At 58.4% G+C, this 25,382-nt stretch carries 20 protein-coding genes; 5 read left to right on the forward strand and 15 right to left on the reverse strand.

Going from position 1 to position 25,382, the window contains the following annotated elements; genetic code table 11:
* Positions 1–158 precede the first annotated feature (158 nt).
* The 8 genes from rpsA to mtnA all read right to left on the reverse strand — a co-directional run bounded on the left by rpsA (position 159) and on the right by mtnA (position 11,906).
* On the reverse strand, positions 159–1,850 hold the full coding sequence (gene rpsA / locus ACWKWM_RS13585) for a 30S ribosomal protein S1 (protein ID WP_074752926.1): 1,692 nt from the start codon (positions 1,848–1,850) through the stop codon (positions 159–161).
* Positions 1,851–1,971: 121 nt separating this feature from the next.
* Positions 1,972–2,661, reverse strand: coding sequence for a (d)CMP kinase (gene cmk / locus ACWKWM_RS13590; protein ID WP_483846627.1), 690 nt, complete (start codon positions 2,659–2,661; stop codon positions 1,972–1,974).
* Positions 2,658–4,265 carry a prephenate dehydrogenase/arogenate dehydrogenase family protein gene (locus ACWKWM_RS13595; RefSeq protein ID WP_483846628.1) on the reverse strand — a complete coding sequence of 536 codons (1,608 nt, stop codon included), beginning with the start codon at positions 4,263–4,265 and terminating at the stop codon, positions 2,658–2,660. The genes cmk and ACWKWM_RS13595 overlap by 4 nt, the downstream gene beginning before the upstream one ends.
* The gene (hisC, locus tag ACWKWM_RS13600) at positions 4,258–5,370 is read right to left on the reverse strand and encodes a histidinol-phosphate transaminase (protein ID WP_483846629.1); all 1,113 of its coding nucleotides are present in this window, start codon (positions 5,368–5,370) and stop codon (positions 4,258–4,260) included. Before hisC ends, ACWKWM_RS13595 begins: the two co-directional genes overlap by 8 nt.
* A 15-nt stretch (positions 5,371–5,385) precedes the next feature.
* Positions 5,386–6,480: a prephenate dehydratase gene (gene pheA / locus ACWKWM_RS13605; RefSeq protein ID WP_483834566.1), complete on the reverse strand. Its 1,095-nt coding sequence runs from the start codon at positions 6,478–6,480 to the stop codon at positions 5,386–5,388.
* The gene (gene serC, locus ACWKWM_RS13610) at positions 6,480–7,565 is read right to left on the reverse strand and encodes a 3-phosphoserine/phosphohydroxythreonine transaminase (RefSeq protein ID WP_483846630.1); all 1,086 of its coding nucleotides are present in this window, start codon (positions 7,563–7,565) and stop codon (positions 6,480–6,482) included. The genes pheA and serC overlap by 1 nt, the downstream gene beginning before the upstream one ends.
* Before the next feature lie 150 nt (positions 7,566–7,715).
* A complete protein-coding gene (gene gyrA, locus ACWKWM_RS13615; protein ID WP_483846631.1) occupies positions 7,716–10,526 on the reverse strand; it encodes a DNA gyrase subunit A in 2,811 nt (936 codons plus the stop codon).
* Positions 10,527–10,829: 303 nt separating this feature from the next.
* Entirely contained in the window at positions 10,830–11,906 is a 1,077-nt protein-coding gene (gene mtnA / locus ACWKWM_RS13620; RefSeq protein ID WP_483846632.1) for an S-methyl-5-thioribose-1-phosphate isomerase, read from the reverse strand.
* A gap of 185 nt (positions 11,907–12,091) precedes the next feature.
* Here mtnA and ACWKWM_RS13625 point away from each other — a divergent pair, with 185 nt between their 5' ends.
* The 5 genes from ACWKWM_RS13625 (at position 12,092) to ACWKWM_RS13645 (ending at position 16,872) form a co-directional block, all read left to right on the forward strand.
* Entirely contained in the window at positions 12,092–13,429 is a 1,338-nt protein-coding gene (locus ACWKWM_RS13625) for a TRZ/ATZ family hydrolase (protein WP_483846633.1), read from the forward strand.
* A 63-nt stretch (positions 13,430–13,492) separates the two neighbouring features.
* Positions 13,493–14,191: a bifunctional 2-polyprenyl-6-hydroxyphenol methylase/3-demethylubiquinol 3-O-methyltransferase UbiG gene (gene ubiG / locus ACWKWM_RS13630; protein WP_483846634.1), complete on the forward strand. Its 699-nt coding sequence runs from the start codon at positions 13,493–13,495 to the stop codon at positions 14,189–14,191.
* A gap of 3 nt (positions 14,192–14,194) precedes the next feature.
* The gene (mupP, locus tag ACWKWM_RS13635) at positions 14,195–14,866 is read left to right on the forward strand and encodes an N-acetylmuramic acid 6-phosphate phosphatase MupP (RefSeq protein ID WP_483846635.1); all 672 of its coding nucleotides are present in this window, start codon (positions 14,195–14,197) and stop codon (positions 14,864–14,866) included.
* A gap of 150 nt (positions 14,867–15,016) precedes the next feature.
* A complete protein-coding gene (locus tag ACWKWM_RS13640; protein WP_483846636.1) occupies positions 15,017–15,760 on the forward strand; it encodes a YciK family oxidoreductase in 744 nt (247 codons plus the stop codon).
* Between the two features lie 185 nt (positions 15,761–15,945).
* Positions 15,946–16,872 (forward strand): GGDEF domain-containing protein, encoded by a 927-nt coding sequence (locus tag ACWKWM_RS13645; RefSeq protein WP_483846637.1) that lies wholly within the window; start codon positions 15,946–15,948, stop codon positions 16,870–16,872.
* Between the two features lie 3 nt (positions 16,873–16,875).
* Here ACWKWM_RS13645 and ACWKWM_RS13650 read toward each other — a convergent pair whose 3' ends face one another.
* The 7 genes from ACWKWM_RS13650 to ACWKWM_RS13680 all read right to left on the reverse strand — a co-directional run bounded on the left by ACWKWM_RS13650 (position 16,876) and on the right by ACWKWM_RS13680 (position 25,210).
* A complete protein-coding gene (locus ACWKWM_RS13650) occupies positions 16,876–17,676 on the reverse strand; it encodes an iron-containing redox enzyme family protein (RefSeq protein ID WP_483846638.1) in 801 nt (266 codons plus the stop codon).
* Between the two features lie 38 nt (positions 17,677–17,714).
* The gene (locus ACWKWM_RS13655; RefSeq protein ID WP_483846639.1) at positions 17,715–20,180 is read right to left on the reverse strand and encodes an EAL domain-containing protein; all 2,466 of its coding nucleotides are present in this window, start codon (positions 20,178–20,180) and stop codon (positions 17,715–17,717) included.
* A 269-nt stretch (positions 20,181–20,449) separates the two neighbouring features.
* A complete protein-coding gene (locus ACWKWM_RS13660; RefSeq protein WP_483846640.1) occupies positions 20,450–22,276 on the reverse strand; it encodes an ABC transporter ATP-binding protein in 1,827 nt (608 codons plus the stop codon).
* On the reverse strand, positions 22,269–22,871 hold the full coding sequence (locus ACWKWM_RS13665) for a DsbA family protein (protein WP_483846714.1): 603 nt from the start codon (positions 22,869–22,871) through the stop codon (positions 22,269–22,271). The genes ACWKWM_RS13660 and ACWKWM_RS13665 overlap by 8 nt, the downstream gene beginning before the upstream one ends.
* A 36-nt stretch (positions 22,872–22,907) precedes the next feature.
* Entirely contained in the window at positions 22,908–23,882 is a 975-nt protein-coding gene (trhO, locus tag ACWKWM_RS13670) for an oxygen-dependent tRNA uridine(34) hydroxylase TrhO (protein WP_483846641.1), read from the reverse strand.
* 482 nt (positions 23,883–24,364) lie between these two features.
* Positions 24,365–24,661 (reverse strand): BolA family protein, encoded by a 297-nt coding sequence (locus ACWKWM_RS13675; RefSeq protein WP_483846642.1) that lies wholly within the window; start codon positions 24,659–24,661, stop codon positions 24,365–24,367.
* 15 nt (positions 24,662–24,676) lie between these two features.
* Entirely contained in the window at positions 24,677–25,210 is a 534-nt protein-coding gene (locus ACWKWM_RS13680; protein ID WP_268797344.1) for a DUF2059 domain-containing protein, read from the reverse strand.
* Positions 25,211–25,382: the final 172 nt, after the last annotated feature.

Here is a 25,382-nt window from a genome sequence, read left to right on the forward strand (position 1 = left end):
GGTCCGAAGGTTTTAGCATGACCAGATCGATTTGAACAGCCCAGGCGTGGAGTTATGTTCGTCATCCAATCAGGCATTGGGCCATTAGAATGAATGTACAAATTCCAGGCACAAAAAAGGGCGACCGAAGTCGCCCTTTTTAAATGGCTAAGCTGAACTTAGTTCTGCTTTTCCATCTGTGCGCGCAACAGATCACCAAGAGTGGTAGGACCTGTGTTTTCAGCGGTTTCAGGCTTGCTACGCAGGCTCTGGATCGCTTCTTTCTCGTCTTCAACGTCTTTCGACTTGATGGACAAGCTGATTACGCGGCTCTTGCGGTCAACGCTGATGATCTTGGCTTCAATCTCTTCGCCTTCTTTCAGAACGTTGCGTGCATCTTCTACACGGTCGCGGCTGATTTCAGATGCTTTGAGGGTAGCTTCGATGTCGTCGGCCAGAGTGATGATGGCGCCTTTGGCGTCAACTTCTTTAACGATACCGCGGACGATTGCGCCTTTGTCATTGACAGTGACGTACTCGGAGAACGGATCGCTTTCCAGCTGCTTGATGCCGAGCGAAATGCGTTCGCGCTCTGGATCAACCGACAGGATGACGGTATCAAGCTCGTCGCCCTTCTTGAAACGACGTACGGCTTCTTCGCCGACTTCGTTCCAGGAGATATCGGACAGGTGAACCAGGCCGTCGATGCCACCGTCCAGACCAATGAAGATACCGAAATCGGTGATCGACTTGATGGTTCCGGAGATCTTATCGCCCTTGTTGAACTGGCCAGAGAAATCTTCCCATGGGTTAGATTTGCACTGCTTGATGCCGAGGGAGATACGACGACGCTCTTCGTCGATGTCCAGAACCATAACTTCCACTTCGTCGCCAACCTGAACGACTTTCGAAGGGTGGATGTTTTTGTTGGTCCAGTCCATTTCGGAAACGTGTACCAGGCCTTCCACGCCTTCTTCCAGCTCTGCGAAGCAGCCGTAGTCGGTCAGGTTGGTAACACGCGCAGTTACGCGAGTGCCTTCCGGGTAACGGGCTTTGATAGCAACCCATGGGTCTTCGCCCAGTTGCTTGAGGCCCAGAGAAACACGATTGCGCTCGCGATCGTACTTCAGAACCTTGACATCGATCTCATCGCCAACATTGACGATTTCCGATGGATGCTTGATACGCTTCCAGGCCATGTCGGTGATGTGCAGCAAGCCATCCACGCCACCCAGATCGACGAATGCGCCGTAATCGGTGAGGTTTTTGACGATACCTTTGACCTGTTGGCCTTCCTGCAAGGATTCCAGCAGCGCTTCGCGCTCTGCACTGTTCTCGGCTTCCAGGACGCTACGACGGGAAACGACAACGTTGTTGCGTTTCTGGTCGAGTTTGATGACCTTGAATTCGAGCTCTTTGCCTTCCAGGTGGGTCGTGTCACGCACAGGGCGCACGTCAACCAAAGAACCAGGCAAGAACGCACGGATGCCGTTAACGTCGACAGTGAAGCCGCCTTTAACCTTACCGTTGATAACGCCCTTGACCACTTCTTCAGCAGCGAAAGCCGCTTCCAGAACGATCCAGCACTCAGCACGCTTGGCTTTCTCGCGGGACAGTTTGGTCTCGCCAAAGCCGTCTTCGACCGCGTCAAGAGCAACATGAACTTCGTCGCCGATCTTGATGGTCAGCTCGCCAGCGTCGTTGTGGAACTGCTCCAGCGGGATGAGGCCTTCAGATTTCAGACCGGCGTGAACCGTAACCCAACCAGCCTGGTAGTCGATATCAACGATGATAGCGGTGATGATCGAACCGGCCTGAAGGTTAAGGGTCTTTAGGCTTTCTTCGAAAAGTTCAGCAAAGCTTTCGCTCATTTTAATTCCTGTTGATAAGGGCGAAGAATACGCCCATCTGCCACATCCCAGTCGACGTGGGTTTCGTTCATATGAAAGAAAGCCTGCGGGACTATGACTGGTCTCCCGCACGGCTCTCTGGTCATCCGACGAGGTCGCGCAGGGCGACTTCACTCAGGATGCGTTCCAACACCTGCTCGATAGATAATTCGGTGGAATCCAGCTGTATAGCGTCGTGCGCTGGCTTGAGCGGTGCTACCGCTCGCTGGGTGTCACGTTCATCACGTGCACATATCTCATCTAGCAGACTCGACAGACTAACATCATCACCTTTGGCCTTCAACTGCAAGTAACGACGTCGGGCACGCTCCTCGGCGCTGGCGGTCAGAAAAACCTTCAGCGGCGCGGCTGGAAACACCACTGTGCCCATGTCCCGGCCGTCGGCAATCAAGCCAGGAAACTCTTGAAATGCGCGCTGGCGCTGCAGCAACGACTCACGCACCGCCGGCAGCGAAGCCACTTGGGATGCACCGCTGCCAACCTGTTCATTACGAATCGCCAGGGTCACATCCTCACCTTCGAGAATGATGCGCTGCCCGTGATCGTCAGTCGCGGCTTCGAACTGAACGTCCAGATGCGCCGCCAACAGTTTCAGCGCTTCCTCGTTGGTCAGGTCCACGCCGTGATTGCGGGCCGCGAATGCCAGCAAACGATAGAGCGCGCCGGAATCGAGCAGGCACCACCCCAGACGTTTGGCCAGCAGCCCTGCCACTGTGCCCTTCCCTGAACCACTTGGTCCGTCGATCGTAATGACCGGAGCTTGAGCTTTCACGATTGCCCCTCTTGCGCTACACGAATACCCACCTGTGCGCAGTGCGCCAGGAAACCGGGGAAAGAAGTTGCGACATTGGCACAGTCATGGATAAGAATCGGTGCCGTTGCTCGCAACGATGCAATGCTCAACGCCATGGCGATCCCGTGATCGCCCCGCGCCTGGACTTCACCACCACGGATCGAACCGCCTTCGATGATGATGCCGTCTGAAGTAATCTCAACTGTTACGCCCAATCCCGATAACCCATCAGCCATGGCCTGAATCCGGTCCAATTGCTGAGCTCGAAGTTCCTGGTCGCATCGCCATACGGTACGCCCTTGGGCGCAGGCCGCAGCGACCAAAAGCACGGGGAATTCATCGATTGCTTGAGAAACCAGCGCCTCGGGAATGTCGACAGCCGTCAACAGCGCGTGCCGCACGCGCAGATCCGCGACGGATTCGGCCCCCACTTGGCGTTGATTTTCAGTGGTGATGTCAGCTCCCATCAAATGCAGAATTTCGATGACACCGGCCAGCACAGGACTGATCACTGCCTGATCGAGCCACAGGTCCGAGCTTTCAGTGACGCAAGCGCCCACCAGCAAAGTCGCCAACGACTCACTGTCGTTGCCGACATGAACCCGCCCGTTCACGAAGCCACCCGGACTGGCTATCAGATCCGGCTTCCCGGGAACGACGCCCTTCCCTCCTTGCGCACGACGCGCAAGGATTTCACCGAAATGTTCACGAGCCATACGCGCCCGGGTAAAGACACCCATCAATTGCGCCCCGTCACCCGCACTGACTGCTTCGCGCAGCGCGTCCAGATCACTGCGAAACGTATCCAAAGTTCGTAACACCGCCTCGCGGTTGGCGAGAAAGATGTCATGCCACATCACCGGATCACTCCCGGCAATGCGGGTGAAATCGCGGAAACCGCCCGCAGCGTAGCGGAAGATTTCCAGATTCTCGTTACGCTTGGCCAACGAGTCGACAAGCCCGAACGCCAGCAAGTGAGGCAAATGGCTGGTGGCGGCCAAGACTTCGTCGTGGCGCTCGACCTGCATGTGCTCGACATCGGCACCCAGCGCCGACCAGAGTCGATCAACCAGCGCCAGTGCCGATGGATCGGTCCCTTCCAGCGGCGTCAGGATCACTTTGTGATGGCGAAACAGCTGGGCATTCGAAGCCTCAACCCCGCTCTGCTCGGACCCGGCAATCGGGTGCCCCGGCACAAAGCGCGCAGGCATCGCGCCGAACGCTTCTTTGGCTGCGCGCACCACATTGCCTTTGGCGCTGCCTACATCCGTCAGCACGGAATCGCCCAGATCCAGCGTCGCCAAAATACCCAGCAATTTCTCCATGGACAGGATCGGGACAGCGAGCTGAATCACATCGGCCCCAATACACGCAGCAGCCAGGCTATCTTCGCAGCGATCCACCACGCCCAGTTCGACAGCACGCTGGCGTGATTGCGGATCGAGATCCACGCCTACGACTTCGCGGCACAGCCCGCTCTCACGCACACCCTTGGCAAACGACCCTCCGATAAGACCCAGCCCGACCACCACCAGGCGACCGATGATAGGCTGCGCCGATTGCGCAGAGATGACATCAACCACGCGCCAGAACCTTGCTCAACGCTTCCAGAAAACGACTGTTCTCCGAAGGCAGTCCGATGCTGACCCGCAGGTGATTGGGCATGCCATATCCGCCGACCGGACGCACGATCACACCCTCGCGAAGCAGCCCTTCATACACAGACGCTGCTTCGCGACCCAAGTCAACCGCAAGAAAGTTGCCTTTGGATGGCACCCAACTCAAGCTCAACTCGCGCAAGCCGTCCTGCAATTGCTGCATGCCGATCTCGTTCAGGCGACGGCTTTGGGCCACATACTCGACATCGTCAAGCGCCGCAGTCGCTGCTGCCAGCGCAAAGCTGTTGACGTTGAATGGCTGACGCACGCGATTCAGTACATCCGCCACCACCGCTGTCGACAAGCCGTAACCCACGCGCAGCGAAGCCAGACCGTAAGCCTTGGAGAACGTGCGCGAGACCAGCAGATTCGGGTGATCGGCCAGAAAGTTAAGACCGTCAGGCAAATCGGCGCCTTCGGCGTACTCGATGTAGGCCTCGTCCAGCACCACCAGCACGTCTTTTGGCACATCGGCGAGGAAGTCCGCCAGCGCCTGCGGACCGAACCAGGTCCCGGTCGGGTTATTGGGGTTGGCAATGAAGACTACCCGGGTGTTGCTGTCGATGGCTGCCAGCATTGCCTGCAGGTCATGACCCCAATCTTTAGCAGGAGCGACGCGTGCGTCGGCACCGACGGCCTGAGTCACGATCGGATAGATAGCGAATGCGTGCTGACTGAACACCGCATTCAAACCCGGCGCCAGATAGGCGCGGGCCACGATTTCCAGAATGTCGTTAGAGCCATTGCCTAGCGTGACCTGATTTGGCTGAACACCGCAGCGCTCGGCCAGACGTGCTTTCAGGTCAAACCCGTTGCCGTCGGGGTAGCGGGTCAGTTCGGCCAGTTGGTCATGGATCGCTGCCAGCGCCTTGGGGCTTGCGCCCGACGGGTTTTCGTTACTGGCCAGCTTAATGATGTGCGCAGGGTCGATGCCCAGCTCGCGCGCCAGTTCGTCCACCGGTTTACCGGGAACGTACGGCGATAGTTTTTGCACGCCGGATTGCGCCAGCGCGAGGAAGTCGCCACTCATGAATCACTTACCTCGTCAGAGAACCGCTTTCGGGTAGGAACCCAGCACTTTGAGTGCTACCGCTTCTTGGCTGATGCGCTCAAGCACCGCTTTGATCAATGGATCGCGGTGATGACCGACGAAATCAATAAAGAACACATAGGTCCATTTACCGCTGCGCGAAGGTCGTGTCTCGATACGGGTCAGGTCGATTCCGTTCTCATGGAAAGGCACCAGCAATTCATGCAGCGCGCCGGGCTTGTTGCTCATCGATACGATGATCGAGGTTTTGTCGTCGCCAGTCGGTGGGACTTCCTGGCTACCTATCATTAGAAACCGCGTCGAGTTATCCGGGCGGTCTTCGATCTTTTCAGCAATCCGCGTCAGGCCATACAGGCCTGCAGCCATGTCACCGGCGATGGCAGCAGAATTCCACTCGCCCTTGACGCGTTTGGCGGCTTCGGCGTTGCTGGAAACAGCGACGCGCTCCACATTCGGGTAATGCGCGTCCAGCCACTTGCGGCACTGCGCCAGCGATTGAGCATGGGAATAGATGCGACTGATGCTGTCGGTCTTGGTGTTTTCGCCTACCAGCAAATGGTGGTGAATACGCAGCTCGACTTCGCCACAGATGACCATGTCGTGCTCAAGGAAACTGTCGAGGGTGTGGTTGACCGCACCTTCGGTTGAGTTTTCCACGGGCACCACCCCGAAGTTGACCGCACCGGCGGCCACTTCGCGGAACACTTCGTCAATCGCAGCCATAGGCAGGCTGATCACGGCATGGCCGAAATGTTTCATCGCAGCGGCTTGGGTGAACGTACCCTCTGGACCGAGGTAGGCCACCTTCAACGGCTGCTCCAGGGCCAGGCACGACGACATGATTTCACGGAACAAGCGCGCCATGTCTTCGTTGCTCAACGGGCCACGATTACGCTCCATGACCCGCTTGAGCACCTGGGCTTCGCGTTCTGGACGATAGAACACCGGCACTTCGCCTTCGGCCAGGGTCGACATCTTCACCCGTGCGACTTCCTGTGCGCAGCGCGCACGTTCGCTGATCAGCTCCAGAACCTTCTCGTCCAGACTGTCGATGCGCAGGCGCAGTGCCTTGAGTTCTTGTTCAGACATTAACCGTGTTCCTTCTCGAACTCTGCCATGTACGCAATCAGCGCGTTGACCGCGGTGAGGTCAATGGCGTTGTAGATGGAGGCGCGCATGCCGCCTACCGAGCGGTGGCCCTTGAGGTTGAGCAGGCCGCGCTGGTCGGCGCCCACGAGGAACGGCTTATCCATCCGGTCGTCAGCCAGACGGAATGGCACGTTCATCCACGAGCGGTCGGATTTGTTGATCGGGTTGCTGTACAGGCCGCTGGCGTCGATGAAGTCATACAGCGTGCGCTGTTTGATTTCATTGCGCTTGGCGATCTCTTCAACGCCGCCCTGCTCCTTGAGCCACTCAAATACCAGGCCCGACAGGTACCAGGCCAGCGTCGGCGGTGTGTTGTACATGGAGCCGTTATCCGCTGCGACCTTGTAATTAAGCATGGTCGGGCACACCGAACGCGCGCGACCCAGCAGGTCTTCACGAATGATCGCGACGACAATGCCACTCGGCCCGATGTTTTTCTGTGCACCTGCGAAGATCATGCCGAACCGGGACACGTCCACCGGGCGGGACAGGATGTCCGAGGACATATCGGCGACCAGCGGCACGTCGCCGGTTTCAGGAATCCAGTTGAATTCCAGGCCACCGATGGTTTCGTTGGGGACGTAATGAACGTAAGAAGCGTCTTTGCTCAGCTTCCACTCGTTCTGGCCGGGGATGGCGAAATAGTCGTAGGGCTTGGCGCTGGCGGCGACGTTGATATGGCCATAGCGCGACGCTTCTTCGATGGATTTCTGTGACCAGATGCCGGTGTCGATGTAATCAGCAGTGCCGTCTTCGGGCAGCAGGTTCAGCGGAACCTGAGCGAACTGCTGGCTTGCGCCGCCCTGTAGAAACAGCACTTTGTAGTTGGAGGGAATGGACAGCAGATCGCGAAGATCCTGTTCGGCTTTGGTCGCAATGGAGACGAACTCACCGCTGCGGTGGCTCATTTCCATAACCGACAGGCCTTTGCCGTGCCAATCGAGAAGTTCCGCCTGGGCGCGCAGCAGAACAGCTTCAGGAAGCGCGGCTGGGCCGGCGCAGAAGTTAAAGGCTCGCTTGCTCATATCCACTCTCGTCATGCAATTCGTTGAATTCTTAACCGGTGAAACAGTGTAGGAGCCGCCGAAGGCTGCGATTGCGAGAGATAAGGCAAATCGCTATCGCAGCCTTCGGCAGCTCCTACAAGGGGGCTTGGGCGCCCCCCATTTTCAGCGTCAGTCCTTGGACTCTTCTTCGTCGGAAGCAGCGTCGGCTTGCAGATCAGCGCCAGACTCATCGGCATCGCCGCCGAGCACTTCGCCTTCCACGATTTCGCCGTCGATTTCTTCGCCTTCGAAGCCTTCGCCTTCCAGCTCTTCGCCTTCAACTTCCGAGGGTTCCTGAACACGCTCAAGGCCCACGAGCTTCTCGTCCTTGGCCAGCTTGATCAGCGTCACGCCTTGGGTGTTGCGACCCAGGCTCGACACTTCATCAACACGAGTACGAACCAGCGTGCCCTGGTCGGAAATCAGCATGATCTCCTCGCCATTCTGCACCTGTACCGCCCCAACCAGTCGGCCGTTACGGTCGTTGCTGACCATGGCGATAACGCCCTGACCGCCACGCTTGTACTCAGGGAACTCGGAGATCGCCGTGCGCTTGCCGAAGCCGCGCTCGGAAGCCGTGAGGATTTCGCTGCCTTCTTCAGGGATCAGCATGGAGATCAGTTTCTGACCTTCCTGCAGACGCATGCCGCGTACGCCGCGAGCCGTACGGCCCATGGCGCGCACGTCGGATTCCTTGAAACGCGTCACTTTGCCGCCGTCGGAGAACAGCATGATTTCCTGCTCGCCGTCAGTGATGGCAGCCGAAATCAGGATGTCGCCTTCGTCCAGCTCCAGCGCGATCAGGCCGACGCTACGCTGACGGCTGAAAGCCACTAGCGGCGTCTTCTTGACCGTACCGTTGGCCGTGGACATGAAGATGAACGGTGCCTTCTTCTTGTCTGCAGCCTTGATACGCGCCTTGCGCTCTTCTTCGGTTTCGTCGCTCGCTTCACTGGCGTCGTCGATTTCGCCTTCGATGGCGTCAACGTCTTCCTCGTCAGCCTGCTTGCGCATAGCTTCGAGGTCCACCGGCAACATGGTGGTGATGTACTCGCCTTCGCTCAACGGCAACAGGTTGACCAGCGGACGACCACGGGCAGCGCGAGAGGCTTCCGGGATCTCGTAGGTCTTGAGCCAGTACACCTTGCCTTTGCTTGAGAACATCAGCAGCGTGGTGTGACTGTTGGCAACCAGCAGGTGAGCAATGTAGTCCTCATCCTTGATGCCGGTAGCCGATTTACCTTTACCGCCGCGGCGCTGCGCTTGATAGACCGCCAAAGGCTGGGTCTTGGCATAGCCGCTGTGGGAAATGGTGACGACGCGCTCTTCTTCGGTGATCAGGTCGCCGAGGGTGAGATCCAGGCGTGCATCGAGAATCTCGGTGCGACGGACATCGCCGTATTCGGCGCGGATCAGCTCCAGCTCTTCGCGGATGATTTCCATCAGACGCACAGCGCTGTTGAGGATGCGCAGCAGCTCGCCGATCTGGATCAGGATTTCCTGATACTCGGTGAGCAGTTTTTCGTGTTCCAGACCCGTCAGACGATGCAGACGCAATTCAAGGATCGCCTGCGCCTGTTCTGGCGACAGGAAATACTTGCCATCACGCAGACCGTACTGTGGATCGAGGTTGTCCGGACGGGACGATTCGGCGCCAGCGCGCTCGACCATGTCCATCACGGCACTCGATTCCCACCCCGTGCTGATCAGGCCTTCTTTGGCTTCTGCCGGCGTCGGCGAGGCCTTGATCAGAGCGATGACCGGGTCGATGTTCGACAGGGCAACCGCTTGACCTTCAAGAATGTGACCACGTTCGCGGGCCTTGCGCAGCTCGAATACGGTACGACGGGTGACGACTTCGCGACGGTGACGAATGAACGCTTCCAGCAGATCCTTGAGATTCAGGATGCGCGGGCGGCCATCGATCAGGGCAACGATGTTGATCCCGAACACGCTTTGCAGTTGGGTCTGGGCGTAGAGGTTGTTCAGCACCACTTCCGGCACTTCGCCACGGCGCAGCTCGATCACGACGCGCATACCGTCCTTGTCGGACTCGTCGCGCAGTTCGGTAATACCTTCGAGTTTCTTCTCTTTAACCAGCTCGGCGATCTTCTCGATCAGGCGGGCCTTGTTGAGCTGGTATGGCAGTTCGCTGATGACGATCTGCTGGCGGCCACCGACCTTGTCGATGTCTTCGACGAAGGAACGCGCGCGCATATAAATGCGGCCACGGCCGGTGCGGTAGGCTTCGACGATACCGGCGCGACCGTTGATGATCGCAGCTGTCGGGAAGTCGGGGCCGGGGATGTACTGCATCAACTCATCGATGGTCAACTCGGGGTTGTCGATGAGCGCCAGGCAGCCGTCAATGACTTCGCCCAGGTTGTGCGGCGGGATGTTGGTGGCCATGCCGACCGCAATACCGCTGGAACCGTTGACCAGCAGCGTCGGGATGCGCGTTGGCATCACGGCAGGGATCATCTCGGTGCCGTCGTAGTTCGGCACCCAGTCCACGGTTTCCTTGTGCAGGTCAGCCAGCAGCTCGTGGGCCAGCTTGGTCATGCGCACTTCGGTGTATCGCATGGCCGCAGCGTTGTCGCCGTCGACCGAACCGAAGTTGCCCTGGCCGTCTACCAGCAGGTAACGCATGGAGAAGGGTTGCGCCATACGAACGATAGTGTCGTAGACCGCGGTGTCGCCGTGGGGGTGATACTTACCGATCACGTCACCGACCACACGGGCGGATTTCTTGTACGGCTTGTTCCAGTCGTTGTTCAGTTCGCTCATTGCGAACAGTACACGCCGGTGCACGGGCTTCAAGCCATCGCGCGCATCCGGCAGAGCTCGTCCAACGATGACGCTCATCGCGTAGTCAAGGTAGGACTGCTTGAGCTCGTCTTCGATATTGACCGGGAGGATTTCTTTGGCCAGTTCGCCCATGAAGCCTGATTCCTTTTTCTGGTGAAACTCCGTCACATCCATGCGGGACGAACGAAGCTTGTCGCAGCCGGCTTTTGCCTGACGACGACTTACGACAAATCAGCTGTTTATGCCTGGGATTTGCGCAGTGAAGAGGGCTGCATCGAGCCCTTCTGGAAACCGCCGGATGTTACCACAATCGCCGTCAGGCACGAAGACTTTGAAAGCGCTGAATATGGGCCATTTCGCCACCAGACGCCTGAGAAGCGCTTACAGGGCCCAATAGAGCATTACGCATCCCGAAACGCGCACCCTCATCGCCGATCAATGCAAGCGCTTTCTGCACATTAGCTGGGTCATTTTTGCGCTATCGGGACGCTCGACAATGCCCTTCTCGGTCACGATGACATCAATCAGGTCGGCAGGCGTCACATCGAATACCGGATTGAACACATCGACATCTGCACCGATGCGATGGCCACCTACTTCCAGTAACTCGCGGCCGTCGCGCTCCTCGATGGGGATGTCATCGCCACTGGCCAGCGCCATATCGATGGTAGAACTGGGTGCGACCACCATGAAGCGCACGCCGTGATGCATGGCTGCGACGGCCAGTTGATAGGTGCCGATCTTGTTGGCGACATCGCCATTGGCGGTGATGCGATCCGCGCCGACGACGACCCAGGTGACGCCTTTGGTCTTCATCAGATGCGCAGCAGCGGAGTCAGCATTCACCGTGACCGGGATGCCTTCGTTGACCAGTTCCCATGCCGTCAGCCGCGAACCCTGCAACCACGGCCGGGTTTCGTCGACGTAGACGCGCTCGATCATGCCTTCTATATGGGCCGCGCGGATGACACCCAGCGCGGTGCCGAAACCACCGGTCGCCAGCGCGCCGGCGTTGCAGTGGGTAAGGACGATTTGCAGATTGCCCTGATGCTTGCGGATCAGGTCGGCGCCCAATTGCGCCATGGTCAGGTTGGCTTCGCGATCACTGAGATGAATGCCGACGGCCTCGGCCTCCATGGCCGCGCGAGGGTCTTCCCCGTCCTTGAGGCGCTGCAGACGTTCGCGCATGCGGTTCAGCGCCCAGAACAGGTTCACGGCTGTGGGCCGCGAATTGGCCAATGAAGTAAAGTCTTGCTCGAGCGCCGCACGCCAGTCGCCGCCTGAGGCAAAACGCTCATTTACCGCAAGCGCGATGCCGTAGGCGGCGGCGATACCGATAGCGGGCGCGCCGCGTACCACCATCGAGCGAATCGCCTCGGCCACGTTTTCGGCGGTCGTGTAAGCAAGCCAGGTTTCTTCGACGGGCAGAACCCGCTGATCGAGCAGGTGCAACGTGCCGTCCCGCCAATCGATGGCCTTCACCTTTTCCGCAGCCATTAGTCGATCGCGCATTGCACACCCCACATGATGATAATTCGAAAACACTACGCCAGACGCTGCATGCCGCTGAACGTTACGCACTGATGCCGGGAAGCAAATTGCCACCAGCCAAAAAAGCGGCCGATTATAGCGAGCCGATCGCGAAGACGCTCGGGTATACTTCGCCGTCCTCGTATCAAGTCAATGGATGCCCCGCCATGCCGGATTCCGCCGCCCCGCTCGACCTGCTGCTCCTGCCTACATGGCTGGTCCCGGTCGAGCCTGCAGGCGTCGTCCTTCAGGACCATGCGCTGGGCATCCGCGACGGCGTCATCGCTTACATCGGCCCCGCTTCGCAAGCGCTGCGGCTGAAGGCCACCGAGGTCCGTGAACTGCCCGGCATGTTATTGAGCCCCGGCCTGATCAACGCCCACGGCCACGCGGCCATGACGCTGTTTCGCGGGTTGGCGGACGATTTGCCGCTGATGAGTTGGCTCGAAAACCATATCTGGCCCGCCGAGGCCAAGTGGGTCAACGAAGCCTTCGTCAGCGATGGCACCGACCTGGCCATTGCCGAGCAACTCAAGGGCGGCATCACGTGCTTCTCTGACATGTATTTTTTCCCGAAGATCGCCTGCGACCGTGTGCACAACAGTGGCATTCGCGCGCAGATCACCGTGCCAGTGCTGGATTTCCCGATCCCCGGTGCGCGCGATGCTGATGAATCCCTGCACATCGGCGTCGAGCTGTTCAACGACCTTGCCCACCACCCGCGCATCAAAATCGCCATCGGTCCTCACGCACCGTACACCGTCAGTGACGATAACCTGGTGAAGATTCGAGTTATCGCCGACGAGCTTGACGCGATGATTCATATGCACGTGCACGAAACCGCTTTCGAGGTGCATCAAGCCGTCGAGCAGACCGGGGAGCGGCCTTTGGCGCGACTCAATCGCCTCGGCCTTTTGGGGCCACGCTTCCAGGCGGTGCATATGACGCAGATCAACGATGACGATCTGGCGCTGCTGGTGGAAAGTAATTCCAGCGTGATCCATTGCCCGGAATCGAACCTGAAACTGGCCAGCGGCTTTTGCCCCGTGGAGCGTCTGTGGCAAGCCGGGGTCAATGTGGCCATTGGCACTGACGGCGCGGCGAGCAACAACGATCTGGACCTGCTGGGAGAAACCCGAACGGCCGCGCTGCTGGCCAAGGCCGTTGCCGGCTCCGCCACTGCCCTGGACGCTCATCGCGCGTTGCGCATGGCGACATTGAACGGTGCGCGTGCAATGGGGATCGAAGCACAGACCGGCTCGCTGGAACTGGGCAAAGCCGCGGACATGGTGGCGTTCGATCTGTCCGGACTGGCTCAGCAGCCGATCTACGATCCGGTGTCTGCGCTTATATATGCCACTGGCCGCGATTGCGTGAGCCATGTGTGGGTCGCGGGCAAGCAACTGCTCCAAGACAAGCGCCTGACCCGGATGGACGAACACGCGCTGACCGAAACAGCCCAGGCCTGGGGCCGACGCATCGCCGGGCAGCCTGAACTCAATTAGTACCGTTTGGGCCTTGGGGCCGAAACCGGACAATCGCTTTTCAAGATTTTAGAGGGATCACACATGAGCAACGTCGACCACGCGGAAATCGCAAAATTCGAAGCCCTGGCCCATCGCTGGTGGGATCGCAACAGCGAATTCAAACCCCTGCACGACATCAATCCGCTGCGGGTCAACTGGATTGATGAGCGCGTCAATCTGGCCGGTAAGAAGGTGTTGGACGTCGGTTGTGGCGGCGGGATTCTGAGCGAAGCAATGGCCCTGCGTGGCGCGACCGTCATGGGCATCGACATGGGCGAGGCGCCACTGGCGGTGGCGCAGTTGCATCAACTAGAGTCCGGCGTGACAGTTGAATACCGGCAGATTACCGCCGAAGCGCTGGCCGAAGAAATGCCCGAGCAGTTCGACGTAGTGACTTGCCTGGAAATGCTCGAGCACGTACCGGATCCATCCTCGGTGATCCGGGCCTGCTACAAGATGGTCAAGCCGGGCGGCCAGGTATTCTTTTCCACCATCAACCGCAACCCGAAGGCGTACCTGTTCGCGATCATCGGCGCCGAATACATCATGAATCTGCTGCCGCGCGGCACCCATGATTTCAAGAAATTCATCCGCCCTTCCGAACTCGGCGCCTGGAGCCGCAGCGCAGGTCTGAACGTCAAGGACATCATTGGCTTGACGTACAACCCGCTGACCAAGCACTACAAGCTGGCGTCCGATGTTGACGTCAACTACATGATCCAGACCCTGCGGGAGGCCTGACTCATGCGCTTGAGAGCGGTCCTTTTCGATATGGACGGCACGCTGCTCGACACCGCGCCGGACTTCATTGCGATCTGTCAGGCGATGCTTGCCGAGCGTGGTTTTGCGCCGGTGGCAGACAAGCTGATCCGCGATGAGATATCCGGCGGTGCCAAAGCCATGGTGTCGGCCGCGTTTGCAATGTCCCCCTCTGCTCCGGAATTCGAAGCGCTGCGCCTGGAGTTTCTCCAGCGTTACCAACAGGACTGCGCGGTCCACAGCAAGCTGTTCGACGGCATGGCCGAACTGTTGGCCGATATTGAAAGCGCGAAGCTGATCTGGGGCGTGGTGACCAATAAGCCGGTACGGTTTGCGCAGCCGATCATGGAGCAGTTGGGATTGTCCGAGCGCTCGGCGGTGCTGATCTGCCCGGATCATGTAACCAAGAGCAAGCCTGACCCAGAGCCGCTGATTCTGGCGTGCAAGATGCTCGACCTGGACCCGGCCAGTGTGTTGTTCGTCGGCGATGACTTGCGCGATATCGAATCGGGACGCGACGCCGGCACCAAGACAGCCGCTGTGCGCTACGGCTATATCCACCCCCATGACAACCCCGATCACTGGGGCGCCGATGTGGTGGTGGATCACCCATCAGAGCTGCGCAAGGTGCTGGATAACGCTTTGTGCGGGTGTTGAGGATTGGCGAACACTTGCATCCCGTGAGAGAGGACCCGTCCGCGAAGGCTGCTTATCTGACGGTAAATATCTGCCGACTGTACCGATGTCTTCGCGGACAGGTCCGCTCCCACGTTGGTCGGCAATCCCCGGCAAATACGAGGATTTTGAATGTTTAACTATTCCGCCCCTCCCGATCTGCTCAAAAACCGAATCATCCTGGTCACCGGCGCAGGCCGTGGCATTGGTGCCGCAGCCGCCAAAACCTACGCAGCCCATGGTGCGACGGTCTTGCTGCTGGGCAAGACCGAAGCCAATCTGACTCAGGTTTATGACGAGATCGAAGCTGCTGGCCACCCGCAGCCGGCGGTGATCCCATTCAATCTGGAAACCGCCCTACCGCACCAGTACGACGAACTCGCCGCGATGATTGAAAGGGAGTTTGGTCATCTTGATGGCGCACTGCACAACGCTTCGATCATTGGCCCACGCACGCCCATCGAGCAGCTGTCCGGCGAGCATTTCATGCGGGTGATGCACATCAACGTCAACGCAATGTTCATGCTGACGTCGACGCTGTTGCCACTGCTCAAGCTGTCCAACGACGCCTCGGTGGTGTTCACTTCCAGCAGTGTCGGGCGCAAGGGTCGGGCCTATTGGGGCGCCTACGGCGTGTCCAAGTTCGCCACCGAAGGCTTGATGCAAACCCTGGCCGATGAACTGGACAACGTCGCACCTGTTCGCGCCAACAGCATCAACCCTGGGGCGACACGCACTAGCATGCGCGCCCAGGCATATCCGGCCGAAAACCCGCTGAATAACCCGACTCCAGAAGAAATCATGCCTGTTTACCTGTACCTGATGGGCCCGGACAGCACTGGCATCAACGGTCAGGCGTTTGATGCGCAGAAGTGAGTATCGCCCCGCAAACGCGGGGTAATCCCCTGTAATGCTGCACAGCAAGCAGCGTCCACTCCGACCGCCTGTCAGCCGATGGCTCTAGCTCAATCCTCTTAATATCGATGGACGGTGTGAACGCGATGACTTGGATTCGCTCAAACACTGCCAAGCCCAGCAGCGATGCACAGAGGAACGAAAACTTGAGTTTTCCTACCCGCACCAACGCAATTGACTTTGACAGCGCCAAGCTGCAGCGACTCGGCTTCTCTGCGCCGACACACGCTGCACACGAGCCGATCGATCTTGAAAAACTGCGCCAGCAACTTGGGCTGCAGCTTCAAACCAGCCTCGAAGCCGAGAAAATACTCGGCTTGTTCTTCCTCTGCGTGCAACGTCTGGTTGCGCTCAAAGGTATGCAATTTATCCACAAAGATACCGATCTGCGGCTGGAACTGGGCTCGCGTGGCCGGCAGCACGCCAGTTTCGATATGAGCCTGAAAGGCGAACACATGGGCCAGGTCCTGTTTCAGCGAGACCTGCGTTTCAATGATGAAGAGCTGGGGCAGCTCGAATCGCTGTTGGCCTGCCTGCTGCACCCGATGCGCAACGCCTTGCTCTACCGCGCAGCCATGCTCAGCGCCCTGCGTGATCCCTTGACCGGCGCGGGTAATCGCGTGGCGATGGAACAAACTCTTACGCGTGAAACCGAAATCGCACGCCGCCAACATCTACCGCTGTCGGTGCTGATGCTCGACATCGATCACTTCAAAGGCATCAATGACACCCATGGTCATGCGACAGGCGATCAGGTGCTCAAGGCGGTTGCGGACGGCATCAAGAGCCGCATGCGCAATATCGACCAAGTGTTCAGGTTTGGCGGGGAAGAGTTTTTGATCGTGCTGTCCAATACCGGTCGTGAGCCAGCCGCGTTAGTCGGCGAACGCCTGCGTAACGCGGCACTGCAGCTCACTTATCCGGTTGATGGGCGCCCTGTGGAGCTGACCGTGAGCATCGGCTGCTCGACGCTGCTGCCGGGGGAGACCGCCGACAGCCTGGTGCGCCGCGCCGACACTGCGCTCTATTCGGCCAAGCGCCAAGGGCGAAATCGCCTGGAAATGGCGGGCTAAGCGTTACTCCACCAGCGCGAACCGACGTTCACGCAGAGGGGTAATGATTTCCCGTTGCGGTCTTTCCAGGGTCATGCAGCTTTCCAGGAAAAGGTGCATGTATTCGTAGCTTTTGCAGATCGCCATCCGCAGTTCCGCCTGCAATTGCTCACTGGGGTTGTTCCCCGCCAACGTGCAAATGATCTCCAGCGCTTCCCACGGATGAGCATCGTCGTACTGCGCGTGCATCTTCAGCCACTTCATTGCACGCTTTCGCTGCTCCGGCGGGAACAAGTCCGCGTAGGTCTCCTGCGAACAGACCACCGCTGACCATTCACCGGTTGCCCCCTCAATGGCGTAGTTGGTCGCGGCAATCGCCACCACCAGCGAATGCGATGAGCACGCGTGCCAGCACCAGTGACTCAACGCATGAAGCTCTGAAGGGACGCGTTGAGCCTGCAGGTCTTCGAGATTGACCCCATGGGCCGCACTCCAGTTTACCCAGTAGTCGGCATGGTTGAGTTCGACCCGAATATTGCGCATCAACCAGCGACGCGCCATGTCTTCACCCGGATGTCGGGCGAAACGGGTTTTCGTCAAGTTATGGGCCATGTAGACCGCAAACTGTTCCACCACAGGCCAACCACCAATCAGGTAATGGCGCATGGTTTTGGAGCTCAGTGTTCCATCTCGCATACGTTGATACAATTCATGCCCTACCACCCTTGATTTGGCGACACTGCAATCTTTAATCAATTGCTGCGCCCAGGAGGGGTAACTGCTGGCATCCATCAGCGGACCGGTTCTAATGAACATATCGATCACTGTGTAGCTCCTTATTGAGTGTGTCGCATCGGTGTCATTCAGCGGAAAGTCCCGGGGGCGCTGAACAACATGGGGGTCTGCCTCGCGGGCCGTGCGTGCAGACGTTCACAGGTGAATAATTGCGGTCGCTCGATTACATACCCCTGAGCGTAGTCCACACCGATTTCCAATAACGCCTGCTCTATCTGAGGGCTTTCGACGAACTCAGCGATCGTCTTTTTGCCCATCACATGACCGATATGGTTGATCACTTCCACCATCGCCCGATTGATCGGATCGTCGAGCATGTCTTTTACGAAACTGCCGTCAATCTTAAGAAAGTCCACAGGCAAATGTTTTAAGTAAGCGAATGACGACATGCCTGCACAGAAGTCATCCAGGGAAAACCTGCAACCCAGACTTTTGAGTTCGTTGATAAACCGAATAGCGCTGCCCAAATTGGAAATCGCACTGGTTTCGGTAATCTCAAAACAGATAAGTTCGGGCGGAATTGCATAAATCTGGAACTGTTGTCGCAAATATTCGAGAAAAGCATCATCCCCAATACTGGTGCCGGACAAGTTGATCGCGCAGACCGCCAGCGGCCCTTGCCTATGTTCATCGCTCAGGCAATCGGAAATGATCTTGAAGACGTTCTGCACCACCCAGCGGTCCAGCGTGGTCATCATCCCGTAGCGCTCGGCGGCAGGAATGAAACTGTCAGGGAGGATCATCCGCCCCGACTCGTCACGCAGCCGCAACAGGATTTCGACATGCCCGTTACTGTGGTCGGCGACGCGCCCCAATGCAGCGATTTCCTGTGAGTACAGGCAGAACCGGTTGTCTTCCAGGGCCATGTGCAGGCGCTGAATCCACGCCATCTCGCCGAAGCGGGTCGACAGCTCTGAATCGTCATCGTGGTAGACCTGAACCCGATTACGTCCCTTCTCCTTGGCCATGTAGCAAGCCATGTCGGCTGCTCGCAGAGAGGTTTCAAGGTTGGTAGGGGCGTTGGAAATATGCACCAGCCCTACGCTGATGGTGGTCATGAACGGACGGCCTTTCCAGACGAAATGCAGGCTTTCGACGGACTGGCGTAGCCCTTCAGCGATCCGTTCAGCCACATCCGCTGAACAATGGTCCAGCAAGATCCCGAACTCGTCGCCGCCCAACCGCGCGAGCGTGTCGCCTTCGCGTATGCCCTGTTGCAGCAGCACGCAGATATGGCGCAGCAGCTCATCGCCGGCGGCATGGCCATTGGTGTCGTTGACCAGCTTGAATTGGTCCAGATCAAGAAACATCAGCGCGTGATTACCGGGCTGGTTCACCAGGCTTCCCAGAGCCTGCTCCAGGCGGTATTCGAACTCACGACGGTTGGCCAGCCCGGTCAGTGCATCGTGCGTGGCCTGCCAAGACAGATTGGCGATGTATTGGCGCTCCTGGGTCATGTCCCGCAGCACCAGCACGGCGCCGCTGACCTGATTATCGGTCTGGATGGGCGAGCCGGTCAGGGCCACCGAAACCACACTGCCATCGAGCCTTTGAATCAGTTTTGAATGCTCGCTGCCGCCGATCAGTTTGCCGCTGAGAATGTGCTCGATCAGCGTCGAGCTGTCCCTTTGCTCGTTCTCGTCGATGAGGTTGAACAACGCGGCCAACGGCAGCCCGGTGGCCTGATCGTTCTTCCAGTGGGTCAACTGCTCGGCCGCTGGGTTCATGTAGGCAATCGAACCTTCGACATCAGTGGTAATCACGCCGTCGCCGATCGAGGCAAGGGTGACCTGCGCGCGCTCTTTTTCCAACTGCAAAGCGGAAGCAAATGCGTGTCGCTGCTCAAGTAATTTGTGGGTGCGCAGCAACGCCAGAATGATCAGGCACAGCGCAGTGACAAGGTTGGTCACCAACAGAATTCGCAGAATGACCCGCGAGCCTTCACCCAGTGCATCGCTGAACGCTTTGGCGGCCGGCGTCACGCCTTCGTTGATGGCGCTGATCTGCGCCCGCCAGCTCAGTACATCGCCATTGGTGGCGGTTTCATCGACGACCCTTCGGTGAATTTCGCGCGCGAGTTCGTCGAGCTGCATCAGGTAATCATCACCAACCTTCCACCGATCGATGGCGGTTTCCAAATAACTGAAATGACGGAAATTAAGGTACAGCCAAATGATGCTGGCGGCATCGTCAGGGTCGTTACCACCCTGCAAGATGCCTGCGTGGGCGCCTGCGATATCGGGAACTGGCTGGTCGAGGGCGACCCGAAGATCGTGCCCGCCCTGGGGAATGGCAATGGCTTGCTGATATTTCAGGTAATTGATCTCGTCACGCGTGTTCGCGTAGAGATTGAGGTAATAGATCGCATCCTTCTGGCCCTTGGACCAGAGGCTTTCGCCGCCTACGTAACTGCGTACTGCCGACATCATGTAAAGGCTCACGCCCCCCAACAATGCCTGCAACAGCACCACGGCGATAAATGGCCACACGATGCGCAGGAGACGGGGCTTCTCGAGAATCCGCTTTTGCTTCATGGCATCCCTATCATCAGCACTGCCAGATACTTACTCCCAGTTCCGGCTCTCCATTTTGAGCCCGAGGGGAATCGGCTAATTTCCACTATGCAGCGAACGGTTCTCACATATGAAACACATACACACCCGCCATGACTCGTAGCGGTGACTTGAACGGGACATGGTAGAGGCTTGGCGTATCAGTGAGCCCAAGCATAGTTGAAGAACCGGCGTGTTCCACTGGCGATACGCCATTTCATAAACTTGAGCCGGATGCCCGACAAACAGCACTAAACTTCCTGCAAATGACCGTATAGACGGGCATACAACCCTCCATCTGCAATCAATTGGGAATGATCGCCATCCTCGGCGACGCTACCGCTGTCAAACACCAGTACGCGATCTGCCTGTTTTACCGCAGACAAACGATGGGCAATGATCAAAGTGGTGCGCCCGCTGAGAAACCGCGCAAGCGCCTGATGCAGGCTGTATTCGGTGGCAGCGTCCAGGGCAGAAGTCGCCTCGTCGAGTATCACCACTTTGGGGTCAGACAGGACCATGCGCGCAATGGCCAGACGCTGGCGCTGTCCGCCGGACAATCGCACCCCCGAGCGCCCGACAATGCTGTCCAGCCCCTGCGGCAACGTGCGAATGGTGGCGTCCAGCTGGGCAATTTCCAGCGCCTGCCAGCACGCCTGATCGCTTCGCTCGCGACCCATGGTCAGGTTGGCGCGTACGGTGTCGTTGAACAGCGCCGGATGCTGCAACACCACCGCGACGTTGTCGCGCACGGTTTCCAGGCCGATCTCCTGCAACGTAGCGCCGCCATAACGAATGCTGCCGGCTTCTGCCGTGTAAAGCCCCAGCAGCAGTTGTACCAGCGTACTTTTGCCTCCGCCGCTGGCACCGACAATGGCGACCTTTTCGCCCGGTGCAATCGACAGGTTCAGCTGATCGAGAACCGGTTCTTCGCCATAGGCGAAACGCAGCCCGCGCACGTCGATACCTACGGTCTGCTGGCCCGCAAACGGATCGGCGCCGCCCGGGTACTGAGGCTCGTCTTCGCGCGACAGCAGCTCATTAATGCGAGTCAGGGCACCGCCCGCCGCGTAAAACGCGTACTGCAGGTTAAGCAACTGCTCCACCGGACCGATCATGAACCACAGGTAACTGAACACTGCCAGCATGTGACCGATGGACAGGTCGGAAAACAATACGGTGAGCATGGCCGCCGCACGAAAGATGTCGATGCCGAACTGGAACAACAAGCCGCTGGCACGGTTCGAGGCGTCACTTTTCCATTGCGACGCCACGGCGAAATCCCGAACTTCCTGAGCGCGCAGCCCCAGGCGCCCCAGAAAATAACCTTGTCGATTGCCGGCACGCACCTCCTGGATGGCATCCAGAGTTTCGGTCAGCGCCTGGGTGAAGCGCGAGGTGCTGTCGTTTTCCAGCTTCTTGAGGGTTTTGACGCGTTTACCCAACTGCACCGTGGCGAAAATCACCAGCGGATTGAACAGCAGAATCAGCAATGCCAGTTGCCAATGCATCCACAACAAAATTGCCGACGTTCCCGCCAGTGTCAGCACAGCGACCAAAAACTTACTCAGGGTTTCGCCGACGAATTTGTCGACTGTATCCAGATCGGTCACCAGATGCGCCGTCACGGTTCCGCTGCCCAGGCTCTCATATTCGCCTAGCGAAATGCGCTTGAGGCGCTCGATCAGGCGAATGCGGATGCGATAGACAATGTCCTTGGCGAGCCGCGCGAACAAACGCGCCTGCACCACGTTGAAGACCAGTGCACCCAGGCGCAGGCTCAACGTCACCAGCAACATCAGACCGATGTAGCCGACCGCTTTTTGCAGGCTGTCAGGCAGCAGGTGATTCATGAATTTCAGAGCGCTGTCGCCGTGGCCCAACAGCACTTCGTCTACCAGCAAGGGCAGCAACAGCGGTATCGGCACCGAGCAAAGCACCGCGAAGGCCGCAACGGCATTGGCGATCCATAGGGATTTTTTGTGGTGCAGGGCCAAGCGACGGATTTCTGCCCAGCTCAGTCTATCCACACGAATGGAGGAGTCACTGTTTGGAGGGGCGTTGTGAGGATCAGGCACTGGCGGCGCGCTCCAGCCAACGGCTGAGCAATGGAGCTAGTTCATCCAGCGATTGATAACCGTTAGTCAGCAGCGCCAGCTGGCCTTTGCGTTCGGCAAGCAAGGTCGGAAACCCCGCGATGCCCAAGTCCTGAACCCAGCTGAAATCAGAAGCAGTGGCCGCCAGTTGTTCAGCGCTGTCGAAGGCTTCGGCGAACTCGATTTTCGGCAAGCCAGCCTTTTCGGCAAGTTCGGTCAGCACCGACGGCTGGGTGACGTCACGGCCTTCGAGATAGAACGCCTGCTGGATCTCTTTCACCAATTGCCAGGCGATGTCCGGATCAAGACTGCGCGCGGCCACTACAGCCCGGCACGCAGGCTCGGTGTCGTAAACGAAACCATCCGGCAGCGCACCCTCGAAGCGGAACGACTGGCCGGTAGTGTCTTTGACCGCCTGCCAGTGCTCGAGAATGTAACGCCTGGTGGTCGGCTCCAATGCAGCGCCGCTTCCAGTGCGCAAACCGCCCACCACCAGATGCAGCGGCAGACCTGCTGCCCTCGCCTGCTCGACCAACGCCTCGGCAACCGGCGCAAAACCCCAACACCAGGAACACATCGGGTCCATCACATAGAGCAGGCGGGCTTGCATGGGTCAGGCCTCGTTGGAGTGACTGTCTTTTTTGGACTCGGCGTCGAGCGCGCGGTAGTTGCGACCAATAGGATGAGGCTGGTTGCGCGCTTTCGCCAGTTCGATCTGCTTTTGCCGGTCAATGGCGCTGCGGCGGGTTTTCTCGCTCAGCTTGTCCCAGCAATGCGGGCAACTGACGCCTGGCGTGTAGTGCTCGCTAGCGCGGTCTTCTGCGCTGATCGGCGTGCGGCACGCGTGACATTGATCGTAATCGCCTTCGGTCAGGTCATGGCGCACGGTGACGCGGTTGTCGAACACGAAGCAGTCGCCGCGCCACTGAGTTTGTTCCTTGGGCACTTCTTCGAGGTATTTGAGGATGCCGCCCTTGAGGTGATACACCTCTTCAAAACCTTCGCCGAGCATGTAGCTGGAGGCTTTTTCGCAGCGAATGCCGCCGGTGCAGAACATCGCCACTTTCTTGTGTTTCGACGGATCGAAGTGGGCCTTGATGTACTCCGGGAACTCACGAAAGCTGGTGGTCTTGGGATCGATGGCGCCTTCGAAGGTGCCGATGGACACTTCGTAATCGTTGCGCGTGTCGATCAGCAAAACTTCCGGATCGGCGATCAGGGCGTTCCAGTCTTTAGGATCAACGTAGGTGCCGACCTTTTTGTTCGGGTCCACGCCTTCAACGCCCAGGGTCACGATTTCTTTCTTGAGCTTGACCTTGGTGCGGTAGAACGGCTGGTCGTCGCAGTACGATTCTTTGTGATCGATATCGATCATGCGCGGGTCTTTCTTCAACCACGCCATCAGCCCGTCGATGCCTTCACGACTGCCGGAGACTGTGCCGTTGATGCCTTCATCGGCGATCAGCAAGGTGCCTTTGATGCCGTTGTCGACCATGGCCTGAAGCAGCGGCTCGCGCAGTTGAACGTAATCGGAAAGGGTGACGAATTTATACAACGCCGCAACGACGATAGGGGCGGTTTGGGTCATGTTGCGTCTCCAGGTGGCGACCCTCGCAAAGGGCCTACCGGATAAGAAATTCAGGTAATAGCGCGCCGACCGGGCAACGCGGCGCGGATTCTAGCAAAAACGAGGGGAGTTCAGACAGGCGGGTGATCAGCGGGGTCTGCTGGAGCGAGTGGGCGGCATTCCGACTTGCACGCAAAGCTTACGATGCGGTGTGCCAGGCGAAACCGCAGCGCCAGCTTCGCGAGCAAGCTCGGCTCCAACAGGTATCGTGTTTGACCCGAGATCACGCAGAGTCTGTTGGAGCGAGGCTTGCCCGCGAAGCTGCTGATGCGTTGTGTCAGACAGGTCGCGTGCACAGGTTTTGCTGCCGGTTCCCGGCAGATCGCCGACAAGTCAGGCTCCTACGGCCTCCGGCCGGAATCAAAAGCGCCGCAAACCTCACAGTTTGCGGCGCGTCCTCGCGGCGTATGGAACGCGAGGGTCCCAATACAACCTACCGCCAGTTACGCATGCCCACCCGCGCAAGTCGGAGAAGCTGGCACAAGACCGAGCTTCGACCACTCTTCCGGGGTGTAGGTGTGCAACGCCAAGGCGTGGAACTCACCCATCAGGCCGCCCAAAAGGCCGTAGACCTTCTGGTGCCGCTTGACCGCATTGAGCCCCGCAAACCGGTCACTGACCAGAATCGCCTTGTAGTGAGTTTCCTCACCGCGGCTGTGCATGTGGCTTTCGTTCAACACCTCAAGGTGCTGAGGCTGAAAGACCGACAGCGCGGATTCGATTCGCTGTTGCATGCTCATGGAGGGCTTCGCTGCTTATGGCTTTTTGGCGGGAGCTGGAACGGCGGCAGGCTTGCCGGCAGGTGCCAGTTCGGTGGTCATGTCAGCCAACAGTTTGTTGACGACAGGCACAGCGCTTTCCAGTTTGCTCTGGGTCAACTGAGCAGATTGCTGAGTCAGCTCAGGCATCTTAGTCAGCACTTTCTTGCCCAGTGGCGACTCGTAAAAGGCCACCAGATCTTTCAGCTCTTTTTCGGTGAAGTTGGAGGTGTAGAGCTTGACCATGTCCGGCTGCAGCTTGTTCCAGCCAATGGCTTGGTCCAATGCGGCGTTGGCCTTGGCCTGATAGGTTTCAAGCGTGGCTTGCTTGGAGGCAGGCGCCTTGGTTTCGGCAAAGCGCTGAGCGAACATTTGCTGCACTTGCATGTAAACCGGCGTGCCCAACTTGTCGGCGTGAGCCAGTTTGAGGAACGTCATAGCGCTGGCTTCGTGGCTGGCGGTATCGGCGAGAACCTGGCCGCTGGCACATACCAGAGCAACCGCAGCACAGATGGCACGAATACGGGTCATCGAGTTTCCTTTCTAGCTTACGAGGCAGAACCCCAAGACCGAGCATTCTGCGCCCCTTTTTGCGTTGCGCTCAACCCCCGGCCCTACGAGCGGTAAAATCGGCTGCCGATCAGGGCACGTTTTGACAGGACCTGAGGTGGTGTTTTGACGCACTATGTCGGCTCGCGTTCTT

It is taken from the genome of Pseudomonas rosaeacicularis (genome assembly GCF_057128745.1).

What these genes read in the sequence shown, in the direction of transcription:
- rpsA (WP_074752926.1), bottom strand. Translation starts at nt 1,850, where the DNA reads ATGAGCGAAAGCTTTGCTGAACTTTTCGAAGAAAGCCTAAAGACCCTT.
- hisC (WP_483846629.1), bottom strand. Translation starts at nt 5,370, where the DNA reads ATGAGTGGCGACTTCCTCGCGCTGGCGCAATCCGGCGTGCAAAAACTA.
- pheA (WP_483834566.1), bottom strand. Translation starts at nt 6,480, where the DNA reads ATGTCTGAACAAGAACTCAAGGCACTGCGCCTGCGCATCGACAGTCTG.
- serC (WP_483846630.1), bottom strand. Translation starts at nt 7,565, where the DNA reads ATGAGCAAGCGAGCCTTTAACTTCTGCGCCGGCCCAGCCGCGCTTCCT.
- gyrA (WP_483846631.1), bottom strand. Translation starts at nt 10,526, where the DNA reads ATGGGCGAACTGGCCAAAGAAATCCTCCCGGTCAATATCGAAGACGAG.
- mtnA (WP_483846632.1), bottom strand. Translation starts at nt 11,906, where the DNA reads ATGCGCGATCGACTAATGGCTGCGGAAAAGGTGAAGGCCATCGATTGG.
- ACWKWM_RS13625 (WP_483846633.1), top strand. Translation starts at nt 12,092, where the DNA reads ATGCCGGATTCCGCCGCCCCGCTCGACCTGCTGCTCCTGCCTACATGG.
- ubiG (WP_483846634.1), top strand. Translation starts at nt 13,493, where the DNA reads ATGAGCAACGTCGACCACGCGGAAATCGCAAAATTCGAAGCCCTGGCC.
- mupP (WP_483846635.1), top strand. Translation starts at nt 14,195, where the DNA reads ATGCGCTTGAGAGCGGTCCTTTTCGATATGGACGGCACGCTGCTCGAC.
- ACWKWM_RS13640 (WP_483846636.1), top strand. Translation starts at nt 15,017, where the DNA reads ATGTTTAACTATTCCGCCCCTCCCGATCTGCTCAAAAACCGAATCATC.
- ACWKWM_RS13655 (WP_483846639.1), bottom strand. Translation starts at nt 20,180, where the DNA reads ATGAAGCAAAAGCGGATTCTCGAGAAGCCCCGTCTCCTGCGCATCGTG.
- ACWKWM_RS13665 (WP_483846714.1), bottom strand. Translation starts at nt 22,871, where the DNA reads ATGTGTTCCTGGTGTTGGGGTTTTGCGCCGGTTGCCGAGGCGTTGGTC.
- trhO (WP_483846641.1), bottom strand. Translation starts at nt 23,882, where the DNA reads ATGACCCAAACCGCCCCTATCGTCGTTGCGGCGTTGTATAAATTCGTC.
- ACWKWM_RS13675 (WP_483846642.1), bottom strand. Translation starts at nt 24,661, where the DNA reads ATGAGCATGCAACAGCGAATCGAATCCGCGCTGTCGGTCTTTCAGCCT.
- ACWKWM_RS13680 (WP_268797344.1), bottom strand. Translation starts at nt 25,210, where the DNA reads ATGACCCGTATTCGTGCCATCTGTGCTGCGGTTGCTCTGGTATGTGCC.